The organism is Bacillus sp. FSL R5-0712 (genome assembly GCF_038593285.1).
Classification (GTDB): domain Bacteria; phylum Bacillota; class Bacilli; order Bacillales; family Bacillaceae; genus Bacillus; species Bacillus safensis.
Window position 1 is genome coordinate 1076243 of record NZ_CP151981.1, and the last position, 22831, is coordinate 1099073.

Here is a 22831-nt window from a genome sequence, read left to right on the forward strand (position 1 = left end):
ATAATATTGGATTTTTTAAAGGGGGACGAGTGAAATTTCACTGTTCTTTATATGACCTTTTTAGTGGTTTTTTAGCAGGGCCTTCTACTACTTCTCCAGTAATGGAAAAACGTGAACCGTGACACGGGCAATCCCAAGTGCGGTCACTATTATTCCAAGCCACTTCACAGCCTAGGTGAGTACATGTTGTATCGACTAGAAAAACATTCCCATCCTCTGATTTATAGGCGCCGCACTTTTTATGTTCATACGAGATAATGCCGCCCTCGCCTGGTTTTAAATCATCGATTGTTTGATCAGTTCGTTTGAATTTACCACTGATCAGCTTGGCAGCGACATTGGCATTTTCTTTAACGAAATCTTTGACGAAAGAGTCAGTAACAGGTCTTGATGGCGTAAAGATTGATTCATATGGATTCGATTTTCCTTCAATTAAATCACCGATAAGAGTGGCTGCGACGTGGCTTGTGGTCATGCCCCATTTTCTAAAGCCGGTTGCTACAAAGATATTCTGGTGGTGTTTGGTCAGGCGGCCAATGTAAGGGATTTGATCCATTGTGACCATATCGTGTGTCGACCAGCGATACAGCACTTCTTCTATTCCAAGGGTGGCATCTCCAAACGTTTCTAGTCCTTCATAGTGAGCGGATTCATCTCCGCCTTGTCCTGTTTTATGGCCTTCTCCTCCGATGAGGACTACTTCTTCACCGTGCCATTCTGCCGTTCTTAAAGAGTGAGCAGGCTGGTCAATTCCTAGGTACATTCCGTCTGGGAGTGGTTTGGTTGTTCTAGCTGCTACGACATAGGATTGCTCTGGATGAATTCGGGTGAAATAAAGTCCTTTTCCATCATAAAAAGGAAAGTGTGAGCATGAAATGACATAGCGCCCTGTCAGATGATGTCCGCTTTTTGTGACGACAGCAGGGCGGTTCCCTTCTTTTACATCAACAGCGGTTGTTTGTTCAAAGATACGTACACCTCGCTCTAGGAGCTTGTCGATTAGCGCATTGAGATAATGAAGGGGATGAAACTGTGCCTGATTGGTCATCGCAAGGGCTGCTTTAATGTCAGCGTCAAAAGGAAGCTTTGTTTTCCATTCCCGGTCAATACCAAGCTGTTTGTAGGCATCTAATTCCTTCTTTAACTTTTTTACACCGCTTTCTTCCTTTGTATAAAGGTAAGCATCTTTTATCTCTAGCTGACAATCAATGTCGTGCTCTTTGATACGAGCTTGAATGAGGTCTTTTGCTTTCTCATTTGCTTCTACATACAAACGTGCTTTTGGCATCCCAATTTGTTGAATCAGCTCATAATAGTACACATCATGCTGTGAGGTGATTTTAGCCGTTGTGTGTCCGGTCGTGCCTTGCAGCAATTGTTCGGCATCAATGATGATCACATCTAGTCCTCGCTCTGTCATTTCAAACGCCGCAGCGATACCGGTAATACCGCCGCCGACAATGATCACATCTGCTGTGAGATCTTCACTGACAGCAGGGAAAGAATATTTCTGACTGCCGGCCAGCCATAACGATTTTGCCTGTTCCATTCCTTTATGTTCTTGTTCCATGTTGTCGCCTCCACTTGACTTGTTGTGTATAATTTTTCCACAATGCTGAAAATCATACATCTGAAAGGAAACAAGGGCGCCATACATAAAAAAGCCGCCAGCACATAAAAATAAACAAGATAAAAGGAAGGAGTGGACTAACGTGTCAACAAAGCAGCCGAAGAAAACATTGCCGCCTCAGCACCAAAATGAACGTCCGGGTCTTGAATATAAAATGAATCCTAGACCTGTCTTTGATCGTGAGGTGCAGGATAAAAAGTTAGCAGGAAAAACAGCCATTGTGACAGGTGGAGACAGCGGGATTGGAAGAGCAGTTTCTGTTTTATTTGCGAAAGAAGGTGCCAATGTCGCCATTGTTTACTTAAGTGAACATCGTGACGCTGAGGAGACGAAGGACTATATTGAGAAAGCGGGAGGCCGTGTCATCTTAATTGCAGGTGATTTAGGGGATGAGGCTTTTTCAAATGAGGTCGTCAAAAAAACAAAAGATGCCTTCGGTTCCATTGATATTTTGGTGAATAACGCCGGGGAACAGCATCCGCAAAAAAGCATTGAGCAAATTACCTCGCATCAGCTTCTTCGGACGTTTCAAACGAATATTTTTGCCATGTTTTATTTAACAAAGGCTGTTCTTCCTCATTTAAAAAAAGGAAGCAGTATCATTAATACAGCCTCTGTCACCGCCTATAAAGGGCATGAAACATTGATCGATTATTCATCCACAAAAGGGGCGGTCGTAACCTTTACGAGATCATTATCCTTATCGCTCATTAAACAAGGGATTAGAGTGAATGGAGTAGCTCCCGGTCCTATTTGGACACCGCTGATTCCCTCAACCTTTACGGAAAAAGAAGTCTCTGAATTTGGCGGAGATGTCCCAATGGAACGTCCTGGTGAGCCAGTAGAGCTTGCGCCAAGTTATTTATTTTTAGCGAGCGAAGACTCATCTTATATGAATGGACAAATGCTGCATGTGAATGGCGGGACCATTTTAAATGGATAAACAAAAAACTTGCGGTAAAGAGACGAGTTGCTGTCTCTCTGCCGCAAGTAAAATCATCATGATTGATGTAAGCAGTGTTCTGCATATTGAGCTGACAGGTCATTGAATCGCTTTTCATCACGCTGATCCAGTGCCTTATCAATCTCTTCTCTTAGGAAGGTTAAGCGCTGTTTATAAAGCGCCTCATCTAAAACCATTTGAATATAGATGTCTAAAATGGTGACGCCGTTTTCTTCGGTTTTTTGGGTGTTGCGGGACTTCATGAGCTCAGCATACGTTTTTTTCTCTTTCATAAAGAATCCCCCCGATGCCTTTTTTATAGTATATGGATTGGCGGAGAAAAAATCAACAAGAATTTATAATTTTTAGACAATTTATTTTTGAGCAGAATCGACACCTCTTGTCCAATCGACAGGATGTGATATATCTTTAAAAATGGCTTTTCGATAGATCGAATGGACTAAAAAATATGATAAAAAGATGATTTTTAATAAATTTTGAAAAAATCCTGTCGTTTCTTATATGTTGGTGATAGATTAATAGTATCTTAAATAACCAAATATTAACACAGGAGGAAATGAAGTGTCAGGAATTAGTGAAACACCTTTAGATTCATACGTCATTAATCAAACAACAATGGCGGTCCTTCCAGTTGAAGAAGGAAAAAGAGTATATTCAAAAGTCATAGAAAGAGAGACAAGCTTTTACGTTGAATTAAAGCCCCTGCAAATTATTGAACGCAGCTGCAGATTCTTCGGCTCAAGCTATGCAGGCAGAAAGGCAGGAACATACGAAGTAACAGGAATTTCTCACAAACCCCCAATTGTGATTGACTCATCCAATCATCTGTATTTCTTCCCAACTTATTCATCCAACCGTCCTCAGTGCGGCTGGATCTCCCACAAATACATTCATACCTTCCAAGAATCATCCCTCGGAGACACGGTGGTCACCTTTACAAATGAGCAAACCGTCAAACTTGATGTCTCATATAAATCATTTGAGAGTCAGGTGCACCGGACAGCATATCTCCGAACGAAATTTCAAGATCGTCTTGATGGCGGTCTTCCGAAGAAACAAGAATTTATGCTGTATCCAAAGGAACAGCAGCTCAATCTCGTATACGATTTTATATTAAGGGAGCTTCGTAACAGATATTAGTCAAAAGCCAGCGGCAGAGCAGCCGCTGGATCTCTTATCAAGCATGAATGCAATGTAAAAAGATGCCGCTGCATCATAAAGATGAATTCATTGAAACCAAATACGTATGTCTCATCGTCTATTGGTTGTATTGGGAAATGACAGGGAAATGTGGATCCTTTGACGTATTTTCATCCATTTACTCATAAATCACAGAAGTGACACGAGCTTGTCTGTTACAATAAAAGAAATCTTATGTGGTAAAGGATGCTTATATTTGACCGATATGAACGAATGGGATGAAGAAATGGAGGCTCTGTATGAAAAAACAATCACATTTGGTGCTGCTATTTATCCTAACTTTGACATTACTAGCAGCCTGTCAGCAAGCAGATCAGCCGCCTTCAAAGCAAGACACAAAAGAAGCTGCTTATGAACAATGGGTGCAGTCTTATATGGATGAATTAAATAAAGCATATGAAAATATGACAGATCAGTTTATCTCAGATGGACATGGAAAAATCCAAACAAATAAAAAATTGACAGAAGCGACGAAAGCATTTGATCGTGTGATTCAAAAAGGGCTGGATCATCAAGAAGTTCCAGCCGCTTATCAAAAGGCCGATGAACAATTAAAGACAGGTCTTGCTTCCTTTGAAAAAGGGATCAGTAAGGTGGAAAAGCTCTTGAAGCATCCCGATCAAGAAAAGCTGTTTATTTCCGCTACCCATCATTTTCAGGATGGCTTGCAGCAAACAGCCGCATTTATTGAAGAAGTAGGTCAAATTCAGCAATCATCCTAAAAAAGCTTGGAAGTAAACCTTCCAGGCTTTTTTAGATGTGAAGGATTTTCTTTAAACGGCGAACGCCCTCTTGAATCATGCTTTCGTCCGTACAGGCGAATCCTAGTAGTAATCCCTTCGATTGCTTTCAAGCCAACACCAGCTGCTTTTGCTGCCTGTCTCATTCTCTTAATTTCAGGTGCCGGGCAGAAACAAAAGTAAGATGTCCATCTTTCTCTTTCTCCTCCAATTCGTTTAAAATATAGAGAGGAGAGGGGAAGATGAACATGAAAAAAGTGCAGCTTGACGGTGCAGCGTGCAGGTCGCAAGAAGAGCTTCATGACCAGCTAAAAACAGTTTTACACCTTCCTGACTATTACGGAAAAAATCTTGATGCCCTTTGGGACTGTTTGACAGGGGAGGTGGCTCTTCCAGTAGAGCTGACATGGGTGAATTTTCAAACGAGCAAAGACGCTCTTGGTGATTATGCTGAGAGCTTGCGTCAGTTATTTCAAGAAGCAGAAGAGGAATTGAAGGGACAATTTCAATTGAATATTCAATCATGATGAAAAAAGCAGCCGCTGCCGCAGGCTGTTTTTTTTGAGTTTGCGTCTTTTTCATACCGCTATTGAATATTTCACTAGATGTGATAATATATGAACTGTCGCTTAATTGATAATGATAATCATTTGTGGCGGATAGAGCTTGATAGAAAGAGAGAAACCTGTATGAAATTGTATCAATTAAGTTTGTTTTTTGTATGTTTGGCATGTATATCTCTGTTTGTCGGTGTACAGGATCTGTCCATTTTACAGCTGTTTCATTTAACAGATGAACAAGTGCACACGTTAGTTTCAAGCCGCCTCCCGCGTCTTGTGAGTATTGTACTTGCTGGTATGAGCCTTAGTTTATGCGGCTTTATTATGCAAAGCATGACGAGGAATAAATTTGTTTCACCAACCACTGCAGGAACGATGGATTGGGCGAAGCTTGGTATTTTAGTAGCAATGCTTGTTTTTACACAAGCGAATCCGCTTATGAAAATGGGGATTGCGTTTCTATTTACTTTAGCTGGGAATCTTCTTTTCTTAAAAATCCTGCGGCATATTAAGGTGAACGATACGATTTATGTACCATTAGTCGGCTTAATGTTTGGGGGGATTGTCAGTTCAATATCTACGTTTATAGCCTATAAATATGATTTGATCCAAAACGTATCCGCATGGCTTCAAGGAGATTTTTCTCTTATTGTCCAAGGGCGTTATGAACTGCTCTATGTGAGCGTTCCACTATTGATCATTGCGTATTTATATGCTGACCGCTTTACAGTGGCAGGCATGGGCGAGAGCTTTGCCGTTAACTTAGGTTTAACGTATAAACGTGTGATGGCGGTTGGGTTGGTGATCGTTTCAATGATTACGTCTGTCACCATTTTAACTGTTGGAATGCTGCCATTCCTTGGATTAATCATTCCGAATATTGTATCGATCTACCGCGGCGATCACTTGAAAAAAAGCCTCCCGCATACAGCTTTACTAGGAGCTATTTTTGTTCTGATTTGTGATGTGCTCGGAAGGGTGATCATTTATCCATATGAAATATCAGTTGGACTCATGGTAGGCATCATCGGAAGTGCGATCTTCCTGTACATGTTATTAAGGAGGAAACGCTATGCATAAGAAACGTATATTATGCCTGATTGCAGCCATTGCAGCCGTGTTGATCGTAATTTTTATTACCTTTCAAATGGGGTACTGGCCGTACACAGTCCCAAGTCGTTTAAAGAAAGTGCTTGCGATGACATTAACGGGAGGCGCGATTGCCTTTTCATCTGTTGTTTTCCAAACTTTGACCAACAATCGAATCTTAACGCCGAGCATATTGGGTTTAGACGCACTGTACTTGTTTTTGCAAACAGCAATTATTTATGTGTTTGGGTCGACTCATTTAATGATCGTCAATAAGAATTTTAATTTTTTCCTTTGCGTTGGGCTGATGATTCTATTTTCTGTGCTGCTGTATACAGTCATGTTCAAACGCAAAAATAAACATATTTTCTTGCTTCTGCTTGTTGGAATTGTGTTTGGGACATTGTTTAAAAGTCTTTCTTCGTTTATGGAAATGCTGATCGATCCGAATGAATATCAAGTCGTACAGGATAAATCCTTTGCAAGCTTTAATCACATGAACACGGACATCTTACTGATTGCTTCTGTTTTATTTGCGGCGCTGTGTGTGTACATTTGGACATTCCGCTCCAAATTAGATGTCATGTCTCTTGGGAAGGAGCATGCGGTGAATCTAGGCATTGACTACGACAGTGTCACAAAAAAGATGCTGATCGTAATAGCTGTCCTTGTGTCTATCGCAACGGCACTTGTCGGACCGATTACGTTCCTCGGCTTACTCGTCGTAAACGTCGCACGAGAGCTTTTTCGGACATACCGGCATACATACTTGCTATTAGGCTCTTTTTTTATTAGTGTGATTGCCCTTGTAGGCGGGGAATTTCTTGTAGAAAAGGTATTTACTTTTCAAACGCCGCTTAGTGTGTTGATTGATTTAGTCGGCGGACTGTATTTTATTTATTTACTGTTAAAGGAGAGTCGTTCATGGTCTTGATGAAGGGCGTCAGTAAGACGTATAACGGAAAAACAGTGCTTCACGACACAACAATCAGTGTGAAAAAGGGACAGCTGACCTCTCTCATTGGTCCGAATGGTGCGGGGAAAAGCACGCTTTTATCCATTATGAGCCGGCTGATACAGCCAGACTCAGGTGCAGCTTATTTAGAAGACAACCCATATAGCGCATACCCTCCGCAGGAACTTGCGAAGAAGATGAGTATTTTAAAGCAGGCCAATCATATGAATGTGCGGCTGACCGTTCGGGAGCTTGTCAGTTTTGGCCGTTTCCCTTACTCACAGGGCCGTCTGACTAAAGAGGATGAGAAGATGATCGATGTGTCCCTCCAATACATGAAGCTTGCTGATATCCAGCATCAATATGTAGATGAACTGAGCGGTGGACAAAGACAAAGAGCCTTTATTGCAATGGTGCTGGCGCAGGATACAGATTATATTTTTTTAGATGAGCCTTTAAACAATTTGGATATGAATCATTCTGTCGAGATGATGAAGCTCTTTCAGCAGCTCGTCAAAGATCTTGGGAAAACAATTGTTGTCGTTCTTCATGATATTAATTTTGCTTCTGTGTATTCCGATCATATCGTCGCCTTAAAAGATGGACAGGTTATTAAAGAAGGTGGAGTGGACGAAGTGATTCAAACAGATGCACTTGAACAAATTTATGACATGCGCATACCGATTGAAGTTATTCGCGGTGAGCGTATTTGCTTATATTTTTCTTAAAAAATAAAGAGGTGATCACGTATGAAAAAATGGATATGGATGATGACTGTATTAACAGCGATCGTGGTACTCGCTGCCTGCGGAAATCAAGGAAAAACAGAAGGAATTAAAGAAGAAACTGTGACGGTAAAAGACATGCTGAATAAAGATGGTGTAAAGATCAAGAAAAACCCGAAAAAAGTGGTCGTGTTTGATATGGGAAGCCTTGATACGCTAGACAAACTAGGTGTGAATGTAACAGCTTTACCGAAACAAGTGGTGCCTAAATATTTATCTAAATATGAAGGAGACAAATATGAAAATGTCGGCGGATTAAAAGAGCCGAACTTTGAAAAAATTGCAGAAATCAAGCCGGATTTAATCATTATCCAGCACCGTCAAGCAGATGCATTCGATGAATTTTCTGAAATTGCCCCTACGATTTATATGGATGTAGACAATGCCAATTATATGGAATCATTTAAAAAGAATGCCGCAACTTTAGGCAAGATTTTTGATAAAGAAGACAAAGTCAAAGAAGAACTAGCTGCCATTGATCAAAAAGTGGATGCTTTAAAGAAAGAAGCAAAAGAGTTAAAGAAAAATGGACTGGTAATCATGGCGAACGACAGCAAAATGACAGCCTTTGGTCCTAAGTCAAGATACGGTCTCATCCACGATGTGTTTGGTATCACACCGGCAGATCAAAAGCTTGAGCCATCTGATAAACACGGACAAAGCATTTCGTATGAATACATGGTCAAAACGAACCCAGATTATCTATTTGTCGTTGACCGAGGCGCAGCGATCGGAGAAGAAACGTCTGCGAAACAGCTTGTTGAAAATGATTATGTGAAATCAGTGAAAGCAGTCAAAAACAATCATGTGGTGTATTTGAACTCTGACATGTGGTATTTATCTGGCGGCGGCCTTGAATCATTCACTGCCATGATTGATGAAATAAAACAAGGAATTAGCCAAAAATAATGGACGAAAGCTGCTCATCTTGAGCGGCTTTTTTATTGTGGATTCATAAAAATATGTTGCATGCAGGAAACTTTCATCAAAATATGTTATAGTGGAACCTACATTGATAGACTAAGATAGAGTGAGGGTTCGGAAAGGATGAAGGAAAAAAGATCAAAAAGAAGACTAAGGCCTTGGGTAAAAGCCGTGCTGTTTATCATGGCATTTGTCATGGTGATGGCGGTATCCGTGACTGGATACGCATACTATAAAATTTCAAAAGCGTCGAATAAGGCGCAAGTATCATTAGAAAGAGGAGACACCTCGCAAAAGCGTGTGAAAGCTTTTGATCCAGGAAAGGACAGCTTTTCGGTGCTGCTGCTTGGAATTGACAGCCGTCCAGGTGAAACGGTAGACGAAGCAAGAAGTGATGCGGTCTTACTGGCGGCGGTGAATCGAACAGACAAAACCATTAAGCTTCTCAGTATTCCTCGTGATGCTTATGTGGATATACCAGGGAGAGGATATGATAAAATTGCTCACGCCCATGCGTTTGGGAGTGCAGATTTGTCAGTCAAAACGGTCGAAAATTTGTTGAACATTCCTGTAGACTATGTGATTTCAGGGAACTTTAAGGCGTTTCAAGACATTGTGGATGAGCTAAATGGAATTGACGTAACGATTAAAGATGAAGGCATCGCAAAACAAATGGAAAAGGATTCAAAAGGGAAAGTTCATGTGCAAACAGGAACACATACGTTAAATGGTGAAGAAGCTTTAGCCTTTGTGAGAACGAGAAAGGCTGATAGTGACCTCATGCGCGGAAAACGCCAAATGGAGGCACTTCAAGCCATCTTCGAAAAATCTAAATCGATTTCTTCGATCCCGTCATATGACAACATCATTGATACGCTTGGTGATAATGTCTCAACCAATCTTTCCATGAAGCAGTTCATCGGTCTTTTTCCATTACTGAGCTCATTGAAATCAGTGGATACGATTCAGCTAAAGGGCCATGATTATCAGCCTGGGAATGTGTATTACTTTGAGTTAGATGGACCAGGATTAGAAGAAGTTAGAACAGAGCTGAGAAAACAGCTTGAATTATCATAAATAAGAAGGAGCCTGCCGCCGCGGCAGGCTTTTTTCTTTGAATGGGTACCACGCCGCATTTCAGCAAGAAGTTAATTTGCTTGATGCAGAAAATATCCAGTCAGCAGTTCCTCTACCCGGTGACGTATACGCGGATTAAAGTATTTATGCTTTTCTTCATAGCCATTTATGATAAATAGATACGTTGTAAATCCTTCATCGTGTTCAATTTGCTGTACCTTCATGTTTTCTTTACGTAAATGCTGCTTCAGTTCGTAAAGTGCTTTCTGTGCTTCCTTTAACACGGAGGTCACAAGCTGAATGTATGGTTCATTTAATTTAAATGTTTGATGTTGTTTTAAGTGTGTCAGATCACGATTGAGGATGGAGATGACCATTGGGAGAAAGATGGCCTGTTCCATCATCTGAAGCTGTATTCTTGATAGTCTCGTCATGTCCAAGCCTGCTTTCTTTAAAAATAGAACAAATGTTCTTATTTATTATATCGAATGAGTCAAACAATCTCAAGGGGGGCGAGTGGTATTCATTTGTATATTTTTATGTTTTCCATGTAAAATGAAATGTAGACAAACCTTGAAGGAGTCAAACAAGTTGACATCATTTCTTTCTCTATTTACTCATGAAAATATCACATCATTTTTTGAAAGCTACAAGGCCTTTGGACCAATTGTCGCTATATTGCTTCCTCTGATTGAAGCATTTCTTCCGTTTTTACCACTCGTGGCGTTTGCGGTGGCAAATGCGAATGCATTCGGCCTTTGGGAAGGCTTTTTATTAACCTGGATCGGTGCAAGTGCAGGTTCTATTCTTGTCTTTTTACTGATCAGAAAATTTGGACAGATGAGAATGCTGAACTTTATCAGCAGACACCCTTCCATTAAGAAATTAATGCTTTGGGTAGAAAAGCGGGGATTTGGTCCGTTATTTATTTTACTCTGCTTTCCTTTTACACCTTCTGCGGCTGTCAATGTTGTCGCAGGCTTATCAAGAATTAGCATGTGGCAATTTTCATTAGCTGCTTTAGCTGGTAAGTGTGTCATGCTCTTTATCATTAGTTTTATTGGTTATGATCTTTCTGCTTTAGTAAAGAATCCGTTAAGAAGTGTTTTTGCGGTTCTAGTTATCGTTTTATTATGGTATGTTGGAAAGAGAGTAGAAAATAGGTTGAATATTCGAATGAGCAAGCGTGAGGACAAAGGAGGCTTTTAATGAAAAAGAAGCCATTGCTATGGTTGATGATTATTACATGCATCGTCTTATTGTTCCAGGTAAAGAATTTCATGTTTGTGAAGTATAAAGTAGAAGGGGTTAGTATGGACCCCACATTTACAGATGGAACAGAATTATTAATCAACAAGTTCTCGCCAAAACTCACGAAAATTAGCCGGTTTGATTATGTGTTATTTCACGGCCCTAAAAATCAAATTTTGATCAAAAGGGTCATTGGGCTCCCAGGAGAATCGATCAAGTATGTAGATGATCAGTTATTTGTTAATGGGGAAAAATGGAAAGAACCCTATTTAAAAGAGCAGAAAAAACATAAAATGGGGAATGTCCTGACAGGAGATTTTCAGCTGAAAGCCATCACAGGACAAGATAAAATCAAAAAAAACCATTACTTCGTAATCGGAGATAACCGAATACATAGCTTCGACAGCCGGCATTTTGGAACGATTTCAAAGGATCAAGTAGTTGGTGTCAAAAGAAATCAGGATGAATAAAAGAAGAGACGCTCTGCACATGCAAAGCGTCTCTTTTTTTATTTTGCGGCTTTATATTCAGGATGTCTTTTTGCCCAGACATGATGTAAGAATCGAAAAAACGGTGGCAGCATCGCAATGACAAGAATGATTCTAACGACTTGTACAGCTACTACAAAGGTTGAGTCCTCATGGAGTGTGACTGCTGTTGTTGCCATTTCTGCAATACCGCCAGGCGAAAAGGCAAGAATGGCTGTAATGACAGAAATGCCTGTGACCTCTGCAATGGCAATTGAACTGAGAACCGTTGCAGCAATCAATCCTGCTGAGCTGACGACGGCTACAATTAACGTGTTTTTTAGCCCGACAAACATCTGTTTATTCATTTTTGAACCGATGGTTGCACCGAGAAATACCTGTGATGCGATATTCGCTTGTGCTGGCCAATAAGGAATCAAATCATGACCTATGAGCGCACCTGCACCTACTTGAAGAGCTGCAACTCCTAACATGCTGCCAATCAGCCAAGGGGCAGGGAAATGAAGCCGAACCGCGAGGCGTGACATAAGCCAGGCACCTAAAATAAGTGCAGCAGTCCACGAGATATTTGACAGGGTGAAAACGCCGGATGAAAAGGCGCTCCCTTGCACGCCTGCAGCTGCATCCGCTGGATTTTTTGTATTTAAATAGAACACCGTAAATGGGATGGTGAGTACCACCATTAATACACGTGTTGTTTGTACGAGACTGACAACGGCTGTATTTGCTCCAACCTCTTGGGCAATCCCTGGCATAGCAGATAAACCGCCTGGGGCTGTTCCGACAAAGCTGGTCAGCATATCTGTTTTACTCAGCTTCCATAAGGTAAAGCCAGAGAGCATCGCCAGTAGAATAGAAAAAACGAGCATGAAACTCACAGGGAGCCAATGTTCAGCGAAAATATGAAGAACTTTCATGTTCATTTTCTGTCCGAGTTCGATTCCGAGAATGAATTGACCAAGGAGTAGCCATCTGCTGTGAATACGCAAGGTGTTGTTTCCTTTACGCTGAAACAGGGTGGGACGTCGCATGGCAATAAATGCAGCTGTGATTAATGTACCGACCATCCAGCCAATAGACATTCCTGTTAAAGACAAAAGAAATCCACCTAAACCGCTTATCGCGATCAAAATGAGATCGGTTCGAAGGCTGTTTCCTTGTTTCATCACATGTAAACCTTCTTCCTATAAATTTGTTCAGTAAGTGAAATGTTGTTATCTCTACTATAATACAAAAGTCTTTATAAATAAAATACGAATTTTTTTACCTTTTTCATAAGATTATCTTATCAAAGGCGAGATAGCCTCTTGATAAAAGTAAAGATATAATTTTTACCAAAAACAAAAACAATATACAACGATTTTCCCCTATTTTAGTTATCAGTTGACTATCATTTTCAATTACACTACAATCCTTAGTGTGAGGTGATTACATGAAAATTCCTTCTTTTAAATATAATGAAAAGGGATTGAATCGTTTTTTCGGTCCTTTAGAGGGAAGAATTATGGAAATCCTTTATCAAGGTGAGGATATGCCGATTAAAGAAGTGCAGCAGAAGCTGTCAGATGAAAAGCCGATTAATTTCAACACAGTGATGACTGTGCTGAACCGCTTAACCGAAAAGGGAATTGTCGAGAAGAAAACAAAAGGGCGTTCATCTATTTATAATCCCATTTTAACAAAAGAAGAATTTCTAAATGAGCAGACAAAATGGATTACGCAAGGGCTGATGGACGATTTTGGTCCACTGGCAGTGAATCATATGGTGGATGCAATTGAAAGTGCTGACCCTGAATTACTCAAAGTGCTTGAAGCAAGGCTGGCATCCAAAAAAGAGGAGCAGCAAAATGAATAAAATGAAATCGAGCCTGCTATTTTTAAGCGGTATATTGATTGGTTTAACGATTTTTTATCAGATGGGGTATTACGTGCTTTCAAGCTTTTTTGGCTGGAATCAAGCATATAATCTCATTCATGTATGCCAGTCTGTTCTCGAATTCTATGGATTCACTCCTTTGAAATATTTTCTAGATGCTTTAGTCCTCTACACATTGGGATTTGCAATTTTTTATATGACGAAGCAAATCAAAACGTACATTCAATTCAAGCAAAATCTGATGCTTGCAGTCGATTACCAGTCGACCGAATCTTTATCTGAAAAATATGCAAACGACATCGTTGTGTTTCATTGTCATGAACCGCTTGCTTTTGCCATGGGGATGCTTCATCCAAAGGTCTACTTATCAACATCTCTCATGGACATGCTGGATGAAGAGGAAATTGATGCTGTTGTTCATCATGAATTGCACCACAAATACAGCTACGATCCTTTAAAGGCCTTCACATTCTCAATGCTTACAAAAGTGATTTGGTACATTCCAGTGTTAAAGCATATGAGACAAAGCTATTCCGTTTTTCGTGAAGTGATCGCAGATGACTACGCGATTCGGCAGACAGGCACTGAGCTTGGAGTAGGGCAAGCCCTTTTGAAACTGATTAAAAAGAGAACGCAGTTTCAAAAACAAACGAAGTTTGCGGTATCCTTTGGAGATCGGGCATTGAATTTAAGAATACAGAAGATCTTAAACCCAACATACAATATTCCTTTCAATGTACCCATCATTCCCATTGTCACATCAACGATTCTCATGGTGGCCTTAATCATTATGCTTAATCTAAATTACTAATTTTTTTTACTTATTAACATTACATTATGTAGTGTAAAAACAGGAGGAAATCACTATATGAAAACAAATCAAGAAATAGGAACACTTTTCGTACGTGTTATTTTAGGTATCATCTTCTTTCTACACGGACTTCAGGCATATCAAGGAGGTCTGGGAGGAACAGCGGCATTCTTTGGACAAATCGGTATACCGGAATTTATGGCCTATATTGTGAAGACAATTGAACTGGTCGGTGGTATCGCCTTGATTTTAGGTCTAGGAACACGTATTTTCGCAGCCTTATTTGTTCCCATTATGGCTGTGGCGATTATGACGGTTGGTTTTTCTAAAGGATTTGTGGGAGGTTATGAATTTGAACTATCGCTGCTTGTCATGGCGCTTTATTTAACACTTAGCGGCAGTAAGATGCTGTCCATTGATGGGATGCTAAAACATCAGCAGCAAAGCAATGAAGCAAAATTTCATTAAGCGATCATGAAAAAAACTCCTTCTGCTATTTGTGGCAGAGGAGTTTTTTATTTATCAAATTGTCGTTTTCACGTTTGAAAAAGTGAAAGAGATGAGAGGTTTGCTGAGAATCCTTCTTTTATTTTATAGATTGAATGAATAAAAAGACAATTTCATTTTTTGACGGAACATACGATCTCCTATTAAAATAGGACTATCTAAGACACATGGTGCGTTAAAAGATATAAAAACCATACAGCATGCTGCTGTTCATCTTGAGCGATACGTTTCATCAGCTCTTTTGTTCCTTGATCCCGGACATAATCTGATACCGTTAAGTAAAAATCGACCGTTTTTTGTTCATCTTTAAATGCGAAAAGAAGCCCTTCTCTAAATTGATCTGGACAAGGTTCTGTTACGCTTGGTTTGTGGTTTTTACCTGTTAGAGAATAATATAGCTTTGAAAATAGTTGATAGTGTCTGACTTCATCCTGGCGTATTTCTTGAATGATTTTTTTTGCCTCAGGAGTTTTTGCTCTTTGGGCAAGTTTTTCGTAGCATTGGATCGCAGAATATTCACCATTGATTGCTTTTTCAAGGTCTGAAATGATTCTTGTGTTTTGGCGCATGTCATATGGCGAGTAGTCATAATAACCGTAATACATGATATTGCCAGCCTCCTTTAAGTTCATGATGGTTTATGATATGAGAAGAGTGAGGAAAGGTGCCTATATCTTTTTTAGGAAGGAGAAGGGGAAAATAGCTATTTACTTTTATTTTCGCTAGAATATGAGTACATAAGAAAGGTGTTGTGGAGCGTGGAGATTCAGTTTTTAGCAGGCAGATCGGGGAGTGGAAAAACGACTGCAATCTTAGAGGAAATCAAAGAACAGCTTCGGCTTGATCCGTTGGGTCCGCCAATCATTTTTTTAGTCCCGGATCAAATGACATTCTTAATGGAATACGAGCTTGCAAAAACGTCTGAAGCTGGCGGAATGATCAGGGCCAAAGTATTTAGTTTCACGCGTCTTGCTTGGTCTATTTTACAGCAGACTGGCGGAGCGAACCGGCAATTTGTGACAAGCACAGGAATTCAAATGCTTTTAAGAAAAGTGATTGAAGAGGAGAAAGAAAAGTTTAAGGTATTCAAAAAAGCAAGTGATAAGCCGGGGTTTGTGGAGCAAATCGAAAAGACGATGGCTGAGTTCAAGAGATACTGCATGCTTCCGGAGGATATTGAAAAAATTTATTTATCGAGCATGCATTCAGAGTATACAGAAGAAAGACGGGCAGCCGAGAAATTGCATGATCTGCATGTTCTTTATCAGCAGATGGAGCAGCATTTACAAGATGAATATGTGCACTCAGAAGACTATTTGACGCTTCTCACGCAGCAAATTCCTTTATCTGAAGAAATAAAAGGAGCACACATTTATATAGATGGTTTTTATCAATTTACACCGCAGCAGCTTCTCGTCATTGAACAGCTTCTGCTGCATGCTGAGAAAATAACGGCTGCTTTCACAGTGGATCGTTCCTATCATGATAAGCAGCCAAATGAACTTGATTTATTTCGTATGACAGGTAAAACGTATTTCCAGCTCCATCAGCTTGCAAGAGAGTGCGGAGCGGCCATTTCTGAGAACATTTTGGAGGGAAATAACCGTCATCTTCATACGCCAGATCTTGCTTATTTAGAACGCCAATATGAGCAGAGACCGGTGCAGCCATATCAGGAAGTAACCCCTCATCTCACAGTATCTAAAAGTGCAAGTAAACGAGCTGAAATTGAGGGAGTAGCGAGAGAAATTCTTCATTTAGTGAGAGAAGAAGGACTTAGACTGCGAGATATTTCGATTGTAGCGCGGCATGTAGACGACTATAAAGATACGTTAAAAGAGGTTTTTCGAGATTACGATATTCCATTTTTTATTGATGGAAATGAATCAATGCAGTATCATCCGCTCATTGAATTGATTCGTTCGAGCTTGGATGTCATAAAAGGAAACTGGCGGTATGAGGCCGTGTTTCGCTGCGTGAAGACAGAGTTTTTATTTCCGCTCGAACTTGCCAAAAACAAAGCGAGAGAACAGGCAGATCAGCTTGAAAACTACTGTATTGCTTATGGTGTAAAAGGAGAACGCTGGACAAACGGCTCCCGTTTCCATTACAGACGGTTCCAATCCTTAGATGAGGATTTTGGACAAACAGACCAAGAAATTGAAATGGAACAGATGCTGAATGATGTAAAGGAATGGATCGCACCCCCGCTTTTCCAGTTGCAAAAAAGGCTGAAAAAAGCACAAAAGGTCAAAGACATGGTGGAGGCAGTCTATGTCTTTTTAGAGGAAATACAAGTGCCGGAAAAACTTGAAAAGGCGAGGCTGGAGGCTGAAGAAGCAGGTAGATTAACTGAAGCCATGCAGCATGGACAAGTATGGGATGCTGTAATTCAATTAATGGATGAATTTGTTGAAATGCTCGGTGAAGAGGAGCTCTCATTTCCTTTATTCCAACAGATGATGGATACAGGACTGGCCTCTCTCAAATTCGCTTTAATTCCGCCTTCACTCGACCAAGTATTTATCGGAAGTATGGATTTATCCAGAATGTATCAAGTGAAGTGCATGTTTATCATTGGGGTAAATGATGGCGTTATTCCCGCACGCCCATCTGACGAAAGTGTTTTGTCTGAGGATGACCGGGAATGGTTAAAGCGAGCAGGAGCAGAGCTTGCAGAGACAGGAAAGGAACGGTTGTTAGATGAGCAATTTTTAATTTACCAAGCGCTGTCGAGCCCATCCCATCATTTGTATCTGTCTTATTCGGTGTCAGATGAAGAGGGGCGATCTCTATTGCCTTCGACTCTTATCAAGTATTGTCAGGAGCTTATGCCGAATCATCAGCATGCTTTGTATGTGTTAGACCCGGAACAGCTGGGTGACGATGAGCAATTAAAATTTGTAGCGAATGAGCATGTCTCGTTATCTTATACCGTCTCGCAGCTGCAGCAATGGCTCAATCAATATCCCATCAGTGGTGTATGGTGGAGTGTCTATAATTATTTGATGACGTCATCTCATCGGGATGTTTCAAAAAATATCTTGTCGAGTTTGTTTTTTACAAATCGAGCGAAGCACTTAAAACCAAACGTCACAAAAGAACTTTACGGTGATCACATTCAAGGCAGTGTTTCAAGAATGGAGAAATTCAATGCGTGTGCGTTTTCTCACTTTGCTTCCCACGGGTTAAAACTAAAAGACCGGCAATTTTATAAACTGGAGGCCCCTGATATCGGCCAGCTGTTTCACTCAGCTTTAAAGCATATTTCAGATACGCTTGTTGAACAAAAAAAGGATTGGAAAAACCTAACGAAGGAAGAGTGTGTCACTTATTCAAGACATGCAATCGAACAGCTTGCTCCGCGTCTTCAAAAGGAAATTCTATTAAGCTCTAATCGGCATGCTTATATTAAAGAAAAGCTCCAGAAAATCTTGATTCGAGTCTCTTCTATTTTAAGTGAGCATGCAAAAGTGAGCGGATTTTCTCCCGTTGGGCTTGAGTTAGGCTTTGGCGGTCAAGGACCTTTGCCGCCGTTTACTTTTCAATTGAAAAATGGCTGCACGATGGAGCTTGTCGGAAGAATTGACCGGGTGGATAAAGCAGAAGGTTCAAAAGGGCTGCTGTTGAGAATCGTCGACTACAAATCGAGTGAGAAAGGTCTTGATCTAGCAGAAGTATACTATGGGCTGGCCTTGCAAATGCTCACTTACTTAGACCTGACCATTACGTATTCGAAGGAATGGCTCGGCGTAGAAGCAACACCAGCTGGCATTTTATATTTCCATATTCATGATCCACTCGTTCAAGCACCGATTCCGCTTGCAGAGGATGAAATTGAGCAAGAAATATTCAAGAAATTTAAAATGAAAGGTCTATTGCTTGAAGATGTAGAAGCGGTAAAGCTAATGGATCAAACGCTTGAGTCAGGAAGATCACAAGTCATTCAAGCCGGTTTGAAAAAGGATGGGTCTTTCCGTTCTGACTCTGCTGTTTTAAGTGAAGATCATTTTCATATACTCACACAGCATGTTCGGCGCACGTTTGAAGAGGCAGGCGAAAGAATTACAAATGGCGAGGTAGCCATTAATCCATATAAATTAAAGGATCAAACACCATGCCGCTTTTGTTCATTTAAGTCTATTTGCCAATTTGATGAATCGATAGAGGACAATGAATTTAGAGTGCTTTCATCTGAAAAGGATGATGTCGTGATAGACCGGATCAAAAAAGAAGGGGATCAGTATGCAAATACCAAAACCGAATAACAGTACTTGGACGGATGACCAGTGGGAAGCCATCGTTTCAGAAGGACAAGATATCCTTGTTGCGGCGGCGGCAGGGTCAGGTAAAACAGCTGTTTTGGTTGAACGGCTGATTCGAAAAATGACCCGTCCTGAAGATCCAGTTGATGTGGATCGTCTGCTCGTTGTGACTTTCACAAATGCATCTGCGGCAGAGATGAAGCATCGGATCACAGAAGCACTTGAAAAGGAATTAGTCAAAAACCCCGGGTCCCTTCATATGAGAAGACAGCTGTCACTCATGAATCGTGCCAATATTTCTACCCTGCACTCCTTTTGCTTGCAGGTTCTGCGCACCTTTTACTATGAGATTGACCTAGATCCAGGCTTTCGTTTGGCTGATCAAACAGAGGGAGAATTATTAGGAGATGAAGTGTTAGATGAACTGTTTGAGGATGAATATAAGGCTGGAAAGCCAGCGTTCTTTGAACTGGTTGATCGTTACACTTCTGACCGGCATGATTTAGACTTGCAATGGCTTGTAAAGAGAATTTATGAGTTTTCCAGATCTCACCCTTCACCTGAGCAATGGATGAGGGCATTCCTTTCTCTTTATGATGTAGATGCTCAAACAAAAGTAGAACAATTACCGTTTTATCCATATATCAAAGAGGATCTTTCTCTCGTTTTTCGAAGCTGTCTGGAACTGCTCGAACGAGCTCTCGCTCTATCAAAAGAACCGGGCGGCCCAGCACCGAGAGCGGAAAATTTTATAGATGATTTAGAGCAAGTCAATGAATTAATCAGGCATCAAGATGATTTTGAGAAGCTTTACGAGCTTTTGCCAAACATCAATTTTAAAAGGCTCAAAACATGTAAAGGGGACGAATATGACCCTGTGCTGTTAGAAAAAGCCACAGATGCACGCAATCAAGCAAAAAAACAATTAGAAAAGCTCAAAGATGAATACTTTATGCGAAGTCCCGCTCAGCATCTGAAAAGCTTAGCTGAAATGAAGCCAGTGGTCGAAACACTTGTGGAGCTTGTCATCCAATTTGGACAGCGATTCGAAAGAGCGAAGCAAGAAAAATCAATCGTGGACTTTTCGGATTTAGAGCATTATTGCTTACGCATTTTAGCGGAGCAGGACGCGGAAGGAAATTTAATCGAAACAGAAGCGGCCAAGTACTATCAACAGCAGTTTGAAGAAGTGCTCGTTGATGAATACCAAGATACAAACCTTGTACAGGAAACGATTTTAAAGCTTGTATCTAAAGGGGAACATGCTGCAGAGGGCAACCTGTTTATGGTTGGTGATGTAAAGCAGTCCATTTATCGTTTTAGATTGGCTGAGCCCATGCTCTTTTTAAACAAATATAAACAATTTAAACCAGATGGCAAAGAAACAGGGAAGAGAATTGATTTAAATAAAAACTTCCGCAGCCGTTCAGATGTGTTAGACAGTACGAACTTTTTGTTCAAACAGCTGATGGGGGAAACAGTTGGAGAAATTGAATATGATGAACAAGCTGAATTAAAGCTTGGAGCGAGTTATCCAGAAAGCGAAGATACAACGACAGAAATGCTTCTTGTACATTTAGATCAACAGGAAGCAGAAACTGATGAAGAGCGAGAAGAGCTAGAAACCGTACAGGTTGAAGCGAGAGTCATTGCTAAAAAAATAAGAAAATTAGTGGAGCAGCCATTTCAAGTGTACGATTCAAAACAGCAAATGACCCGTAACTTGCAGTATCGGGACATTGTGATATTGCTTCGCTCCATGCCGTGGGCACCGCAAATGATGGAGGAATTGAAGAAGCAGGGAATCCCTGTGTATGCGAATCTTTCCTCTGGTTATTTTGAAGCAACAGAGGTGTCTGTGATTCTTTCTCTGTTAAAAGTCATTGATAATCCATATCAAGATATCCCGCTTGCAGCTGTATTAAGATCACCAATTGTTCATTTAGACGAAAATGAAATGGCACTGATCCGCACGAGTGATAAAAAAGGCACCTATTATGATGCTGTGAAAGCATTTATGAGTGTGACTCATTCAGATCACCCTACATGCAAAAAACTAGAACGATTTTTCAGGTTGCTGCGTAAGTGGCGTGATTTCTCTATGAATCATTCAGTAGCGGAATTGATTTGGGAAGTATACCGCGATACGCAGTATCTAGATTACGTCGGCGGGATGCCTGGAGGCAAACAGAGACAGGCGAATCTCCGTGCTCTTTATGATCGAGCGAAGCAGTATGAAAAAGCTGCTTTTAGAGGGCTGTTCCGTTTTCTTCGCTTTATTGAAAGAATGCAGGAGCGTGGAGATGATCTTGGGGCGGCAAAAACGTTCAGTGAAACAGAGGACGTTGTTCGCATGATGACGATCCACAGCAGTAAAGGATTAGAATTTCCAGTCGTCTTTACCGCAGGACTCGGCAGAAACTTTAATATGATGGACTTAAACCAGTCCTACTTACTTGATAAAGAATTAGGCTTTGGAAGCAAATATATTCATCCAGAGCTGAGAATTAGTTATGCAACATTACCGCTTGTTGCGATGAAAAAAAAGATGAGGAAAGAGCTATTATCTGAAGAGCTGAGAGTTCTATATGTAGCGCTCACAAGGGCTAAGGAAAAATTATTTCTTGTCGGCTCTGTCAAAAATCAGGTGAAGGCATTAAGCAAATGGCAAAATGCTGCAACCGGAGAGGACTGGCTCCTCCCTGATTTTGAACGTTATCAATCGAAAACATACTTAGATTTTATTGGTCCTGCTCTCATCCGTCACCAAGCAATGTCATCTATTTTAGAAGAAACAGGTGATGTTGTTCTTTCGCACCCATCAGCATTCACAATCTCATTTACTCAAGCTTCCGATCTTCTAAAAGAAGATATGTCACTTGAAAAGAAGCAGCAAGATGAGGTGGTACAAGCATTGATGGACGGCTTACCTGTTGAAGGATATGGTGATGCTGATGAGAAAGTAGCAGAGAGACTTTCATGGAGATACCCGTATCTAGCGGCCTCACAAGTCGGGACAAAGCAGTCTGTTTCAGAGATAAAGAGAATGAAAGAAATACAGGATGAGTACAGTGTTCCTTCTTCTCTTAGAAGAGCTCATGCAACGTTGTATGACCGGCCGGCTTTCATGAAGAAAAAAGCACTCACTGCCGCAGAGCAAGGCACCGCAATGCATACAGTCATGCAGCATATTCCGCTTTCTTCTGACGAGCCCCTCGATGAAATCCGTATACATCAGCTGCTCGATTCCTTACAGCAGCGAGACTTGCTAACAAATGAGCAAGTTCAGTCAATTGATCAAGAAGGAATTTCCGCTTTTTTCTCTACTTCTATTGGTCAAAAGCTGCTGAAAGCGGACTGGGTGAAACGAGAAGTGTCATTTAGTATGGTGTTACCTGTTAAAGAGGTATACAGCCATATTGATGCAGAGGGGGAGCCTGTCCTAATTCAAGGGATGATTGACTGTTTATTTGAAACGGATGGAAAACTATATTTACTAGATTATAAAACAGATAGAGTGCAAGGCAGATATACAGGCGGTCTTGAAGCAGCTGTATCTATTTTGAAAAAGCGCTATGAAACTCAAATAGCGTTGTATGCACAAGCGGTGGAACGTTTAACAAACAGAACATTAGAGGAGAAAATTCTTTATTTCTTTGATGGGAATTTAGAAATTTCATTATAAATGTATCGGAATGAGAGGTGAATC

General features: G+C 40.7%; 21 protein-coding genes. 16 read left to right on the forward strand and 5 right to left on the reverse strand.

All coding sequences use genetic code 11. From position 1 onward, the window contains the following. Nucleotides 1–37: 37 nt before the first annotated feature. Nucleotides 38–1570, reverse strand: a complete 1533-nt coding sequence (locus NSU11_RS05240) for an FAD-dependent oxidoreductase (RefSeq protein WP_024426545.1) — start codon at nt 1568–1570, stop codon at nt 38–40. 142 nt (nt 1571–1712) lie between these two features. On the opposite strand from NSU11_RS05240, the gene NSU11_RS05245 reads away from it, so the two are divergent. Next, entirely contained in the window at nt 1713–2573 is an 861-nt protein-coding gene (locus tag NSU11_RS05245) for an SDR family oxidoreductase (RefSeq protein ID WP_024425480.1), read from the forward strand. 56 nt (nt 2574–2629) lie between these two features. Here NSU11_RS05245 and NSU11_RS05250 read toward each other — a convergent pair whose 3' ends face one another. Further along, nucleotides 2630–2866: an IDEAL domain-containing protein gene (locus tag NSU11_RS05250; RefSeq protein ID WP_008348804.1), complete on the reverse strand. Its 237-nt coding sequence runs from the start codon at nt 2864–2866 to the stop codon at nt 2630–2632. Between the two features lie 289 nt (nt 2867–3155). Between NSU11_RS05250 and NSU11_RS05255 the strand changes: the two genes are divergently transcribed. From NSU11_RS05255 to NSU11_RS05290, 8 genes are all read left to right on the forward strand, one after another. Next, nucleotides 3156–3734 carry a competence protein ComK gene (locus NSU11_RS05255; RefSeq protein WP_024425481.1) on the forward strand — a complete coding sequence of 193 codons (579 nt, stop codon included), beginning with the start codon at nt 3156–3158 and terminating at the stop codon, nt 3732–3734. 299 nt (nt 3735–4033) lie between these two features. Continuing rightward, nucleotides 4034–4516, forward strand: coding sequence for a hypothetical protein (locus NSU11_RS05260; protein WP_151039250.1), 483 nt, complete (start codon nt 4034–4036; stop codon nt 4514–4516). 266 nt (nt 4517–4782) lie between these two features. Next, nucleotides 4783–5061, forward strand: a complete 279-nt coding sequence (locus tag NSU11_RS05265; RefSeq protein ID WP_342493901.1) for a barstar family protein — start codon at nt 4783–4785, stop codon at nt 5059–5061. Between the two features lie 162 nt (nt 5062–5223). Then, a complete protein-coding gene (locus NSU11_RS05270) occupies nt 5224–6174 on the forward strand; it encodes an ABC transporter permease (protein ID WP_149125796.1) in 951 nt (316 codons plus the stop codon). Continuing rightward, on the forward strand, nt 6167–7117 hold the full coding sequence (locus NSU11_RS05275; RefSeq protein ID WP_024425487.1) for an iron chelate uptake ABC transporter family permease subunit: 951 nt from the start codon (nt 6167–6169) through the stop codon (nt 7115–7117). Before NSU11_RS05270 ends, NSU11_RS05275 begins: the two co-directional genes overlap by 8 nt. After that, complete coding sequence (locus tag NSU11_RS05280) at nt 7108–7866, forward strand: ATP-binding cassette domain-containing protein (RefSeq protein ID WP_024425488.1); 759 nt, start codon at nt 7108–7110, stop codon at nt 7864–7866. Before NSU11_RS05275 ends, NSU11_RS05280 begins: the two co-directional genes overlap by 10 nt. A 21-nt stretch (nt 7867–7887) precedes the next feature. Further along, complete coding sequence (locus NSU11_RS05285) at nt 7888–8832, forward strand: siderophore ABC transporter substrate-binding protein (protein WP_120207354.1); 945 nt, start codon at nt 7888–7890, stop codon at nt 8830–8832. Nucleotides 8833–8970: 138 nt separating this feature from the next. After that, nucleotides 8971–9924, forward strand: a complete 954-nt coding sequence (locus tag NSU11_RS05290) for an LCP family protein (protein WP_024425490.1) — start codon at nt 8971–8973, stop codon at nt 9922–9924. 71 nt (nt 9925–9995) lie between these two features. Here the strand turns inward: NSU11_RS05290 and NSU11_RS05295 are convergent, their stop codons facing one another. Continuing rightward, on the reverse strand, nt 9996–10358 hold the full coding sequence (locus NSU11_RS05295) for a hypothetical protein (protein WP_024425491.1): 363 nt from the start codon (nt 10356–10358) through the stop codon (nt 9996–9998). A 157-nt stretch (nt 10359–10515) separates the two neighbouring features. Between NSU11_RS05295 and NSU11_RS05300 the strand changes: the two genes are divergently transcribed. Both NSU11_RS05300 and lepB read left to right on the forward strand, forming a co-directional pair. Next, nucleotides 10516–11133 carry a TVP38/TMEM64 family protein gene (locus NSU11_RS05300; protein WP_342493827.1) on the forward strand — a complete coding sequence of 206 codons (618 nt, stop codon included), beginning with the start codon at nt 10516–10518 and terminating at the stop codon, nt 11131–11133. Further along, the gene (gene lepB / locus NSU11_RS05305) at nt 11133–11645 is read left to right on the forward strand and encodes a signal peptidase I (protein WP_024425493.1); all 513 of its coding nucleotides are present in this window, start codon (nt 11133–11135) and stop codon (nt 11643–11645) included. The genes NSU11_RS05300 and lepB overlap by 1 nt, the downstream gene beginning before the upstream one ends. Before the next feature lie 38 nt (nt 11646–11683). Here the strand turns inward: lepB and NSU11_RS05310 are convergent, their stop codons facing one another. Further along, the gene (locus NSU11_RS05310) at nt 11684–12829 is read right to left on the reverse strand and encodes an AbrB family transcriptional regulator (RefSeq protein WP_133744063.1); all 1146 of its coding nucleotides are present in this window, start codon (nt 12827–12829) and stop codon (nt 11684–11686) included. Nucleotides 12830–13095: 266 nt separating this feature from the next. Here NSU11_RS05310 and NSU11_RS05315 point away from each other — a divergent pair, with 266 nt between their 5' ends. Genes NSU11_RS05315 through NSU11_RS05325 form a run of 3 tightly spaced genes read left to right on the forward strand, consistent with a single transcriptional unit; the run spans nt 13096 to nt 14818 of the window. Next, entirely contained in the window at nt 13096–13518 is a 423-nt protein-coding gene (locus NSU11_RS05315) for a BlaI/MecI/CopY family transcriptional regulator (protein ID WP_024425495.1), read from the forward strand. Then, nucleotides 13511–14350, forward strand: coding sequence for a M56 family metallopeptidase (locus NSU11_RS05320; protein WP_133744020.1), 840 nt, complete (start codon nt 13511–13513; stop codon nt 14348–14350). The genes NSU11_RS05315 and NSU11_RS05320 overlap by 8 nt, the downstream gene beginning before the upstream one ends. A 57-nt stretch (nt 14351–14407) precedes the next feature. Beyond that, nucleotides 14408–14818, forward strand: coding sequence for a DoxX family protein (locus tag NSU11_RS05325; RefSeq protein WP_024425497.1), 411 nt, complete (start codon nt 14408–14410; stop codon nt 14816–14818). A gap of 197 nt (nt 14819–15015) precedes the next feature. Here the strand turns inward: NSU11_RS05325 and NSU11_RS05330 are convergent, their stop codons facing one another. After that, a complete protein-coding gene (locus tag NSU11_RS05330; protein WP_048238419.1) occupies nt 15016–15462 on the reverse strand; it encodes a ferritin-like domain-containing protein in 447 nt (148 codons plus the stop codon). 153 nt (nt 15463–15615) lie between these two features. Between NSU11_RS05330 and addB the strand changes: the two genes are divergently transcribed. Then, nucleotides 15616–19125 carry a helicase-exonuclease AddAB subunit AddB gene (addB, locus tag NSU11_RS05335; RefSeq protein WP_342493828.1) on the forward strand — a complete coding sequence of 1170 codons (3510 nt, stop codon included), beginning with the start codon at nt 15616–15618 and terminating at the stop codon, nt 19123–19125. After that, nucleotides 19103–22807: a helicase-exonuclease AddAB subunit AddA gene (gene addA / locus NSU11_RS05340; protein WP_342493829.1), complete on the forward strand. Its 3705-nt coding sequence runs from the start codon at nt 19103–19105 to the stop codon at nt 22805–22807. The genes addB and addA overlap by 23 nt, the downstream gene beginning before the upstream one ends. The last annotated feature ends 24 nt before the right edge of the window (nt 22808–22831 follow it).

Bases quoted from the DNA above. Each gene is read 5' to 3' on its own strand.
- NSU11_RS05240 (WP_024426545.1), bottom strand. From the start codon at position 1,570: ATGGAACAAGAACATAAAGGAATGGAACAGGCAAAATCGTTATGGCTG.
- NSU11_RS05250 (WP_008348804.1), bottom strand. From the start codon at position 2,866: ATGAAAGAGAAAAAAACGTATGCTGAGCTCATGAAGTCCCGCAACACC.
- NSU11_RS05260 (WP_151039250.1), top strand. From the start codon at position 4,034: ATGAAAAAACAATCACATTTGGTGCTGCTATTTATCCTAACTTTGACA.
- NSU11_RS05265 (WP_342493901.1), top strand. From the start codon at position 4,783: ATGAAAAAAGTGCAGCTTGACGGTGCAGCGTGCAGGTCGCAAGAAGAG.
- NSU11_RS05270 (WP_149125796.1), top strand. From the start codon at position 5,224: ATGAAATTGTATCAATTAAGTTTGTTTTTTGTATGTTTGGCATGTATA.
- NSU11_RS05275 (WP_024425487.1), top strand. From the start codon at position 6,167: ATGCATAAGAAACGTATATTATGCCTGATTGCAGCCATTGCAGCCGTG.
- NSU11_RS05280 (WP_024425488.1), top strand. From the start codon at position 7,108: ATGGTCTTGATGAAGGGCGTCAGTAAGACGTATAACGGAAAAACAGTG.
- NSU11_RS05285 (WP_120207354.1), top strand. From the start codon at position 7,888: ATGAAAAAATGGATATGGATGATGACTGTATTAACAGCGATCGTGGTA.
- NSU11_RS05290 (WP_024425490.1), top strand. From the start codon at position 8,971: ATGAAGGAAAAAAGATCAAAAAGAAGACTAAGGCCTTGGGTAAAAGCC.
- NSU11_RS05295 (WP_024425491.1), bottom strand. From the start codon at position 10,358: ATGACGAGACTATCAAGAATACAGCTTCAGATGATGGAACAGGCCATC.
- lepB (WP_024425493.1), top strand. From the start codon at position 11,133: ATGAAAAAGAAGCCATTGCTATGGTTGATGATTATTACATGCATCGTC.
- NSU11_RS05310 (WP_133744063.1), bottom strand. From the start codon at position 12,829: ATGAAACAAGGAAACAGCCTTCGAACCGATCTCATTTTGATCGCGATA.
- NSU11_RS05315 (WP_024425495.1), top strand. From the start codon at position 13,096: ATGAAAATTCCTTCTTTTAAATATAATGAAAAGGGATTGAATCGTTTT.
- NSU11_RS05320 (WP_133744020.1), top strand. From the start codon at position 13,511: ATGAATAAAATGAAATCGAGCCTGCTATTTTTAAGCGGTATATTGATT.
- NSU11_RS05325 (WP_024425497.1), top strand. From the start codon at position 14,408: ATGAAAACAAATCAAGAAATAGGAACACTTTTCGTACGTGTTATTTTA.
- NSU11_RS05330 (WP_048238419.1), bottom strand. From the start codon at position 15,462: ATGTATTACGGTTATTATGACTACTCGCCATATGACATGCGCCAAAAC.
- addA (WP_342493829.1), top strand. From the start codon at position 19,103: ATGCAAATACCAAAACCGAATAACAGTACTTGGACGGATGACCAGTGG.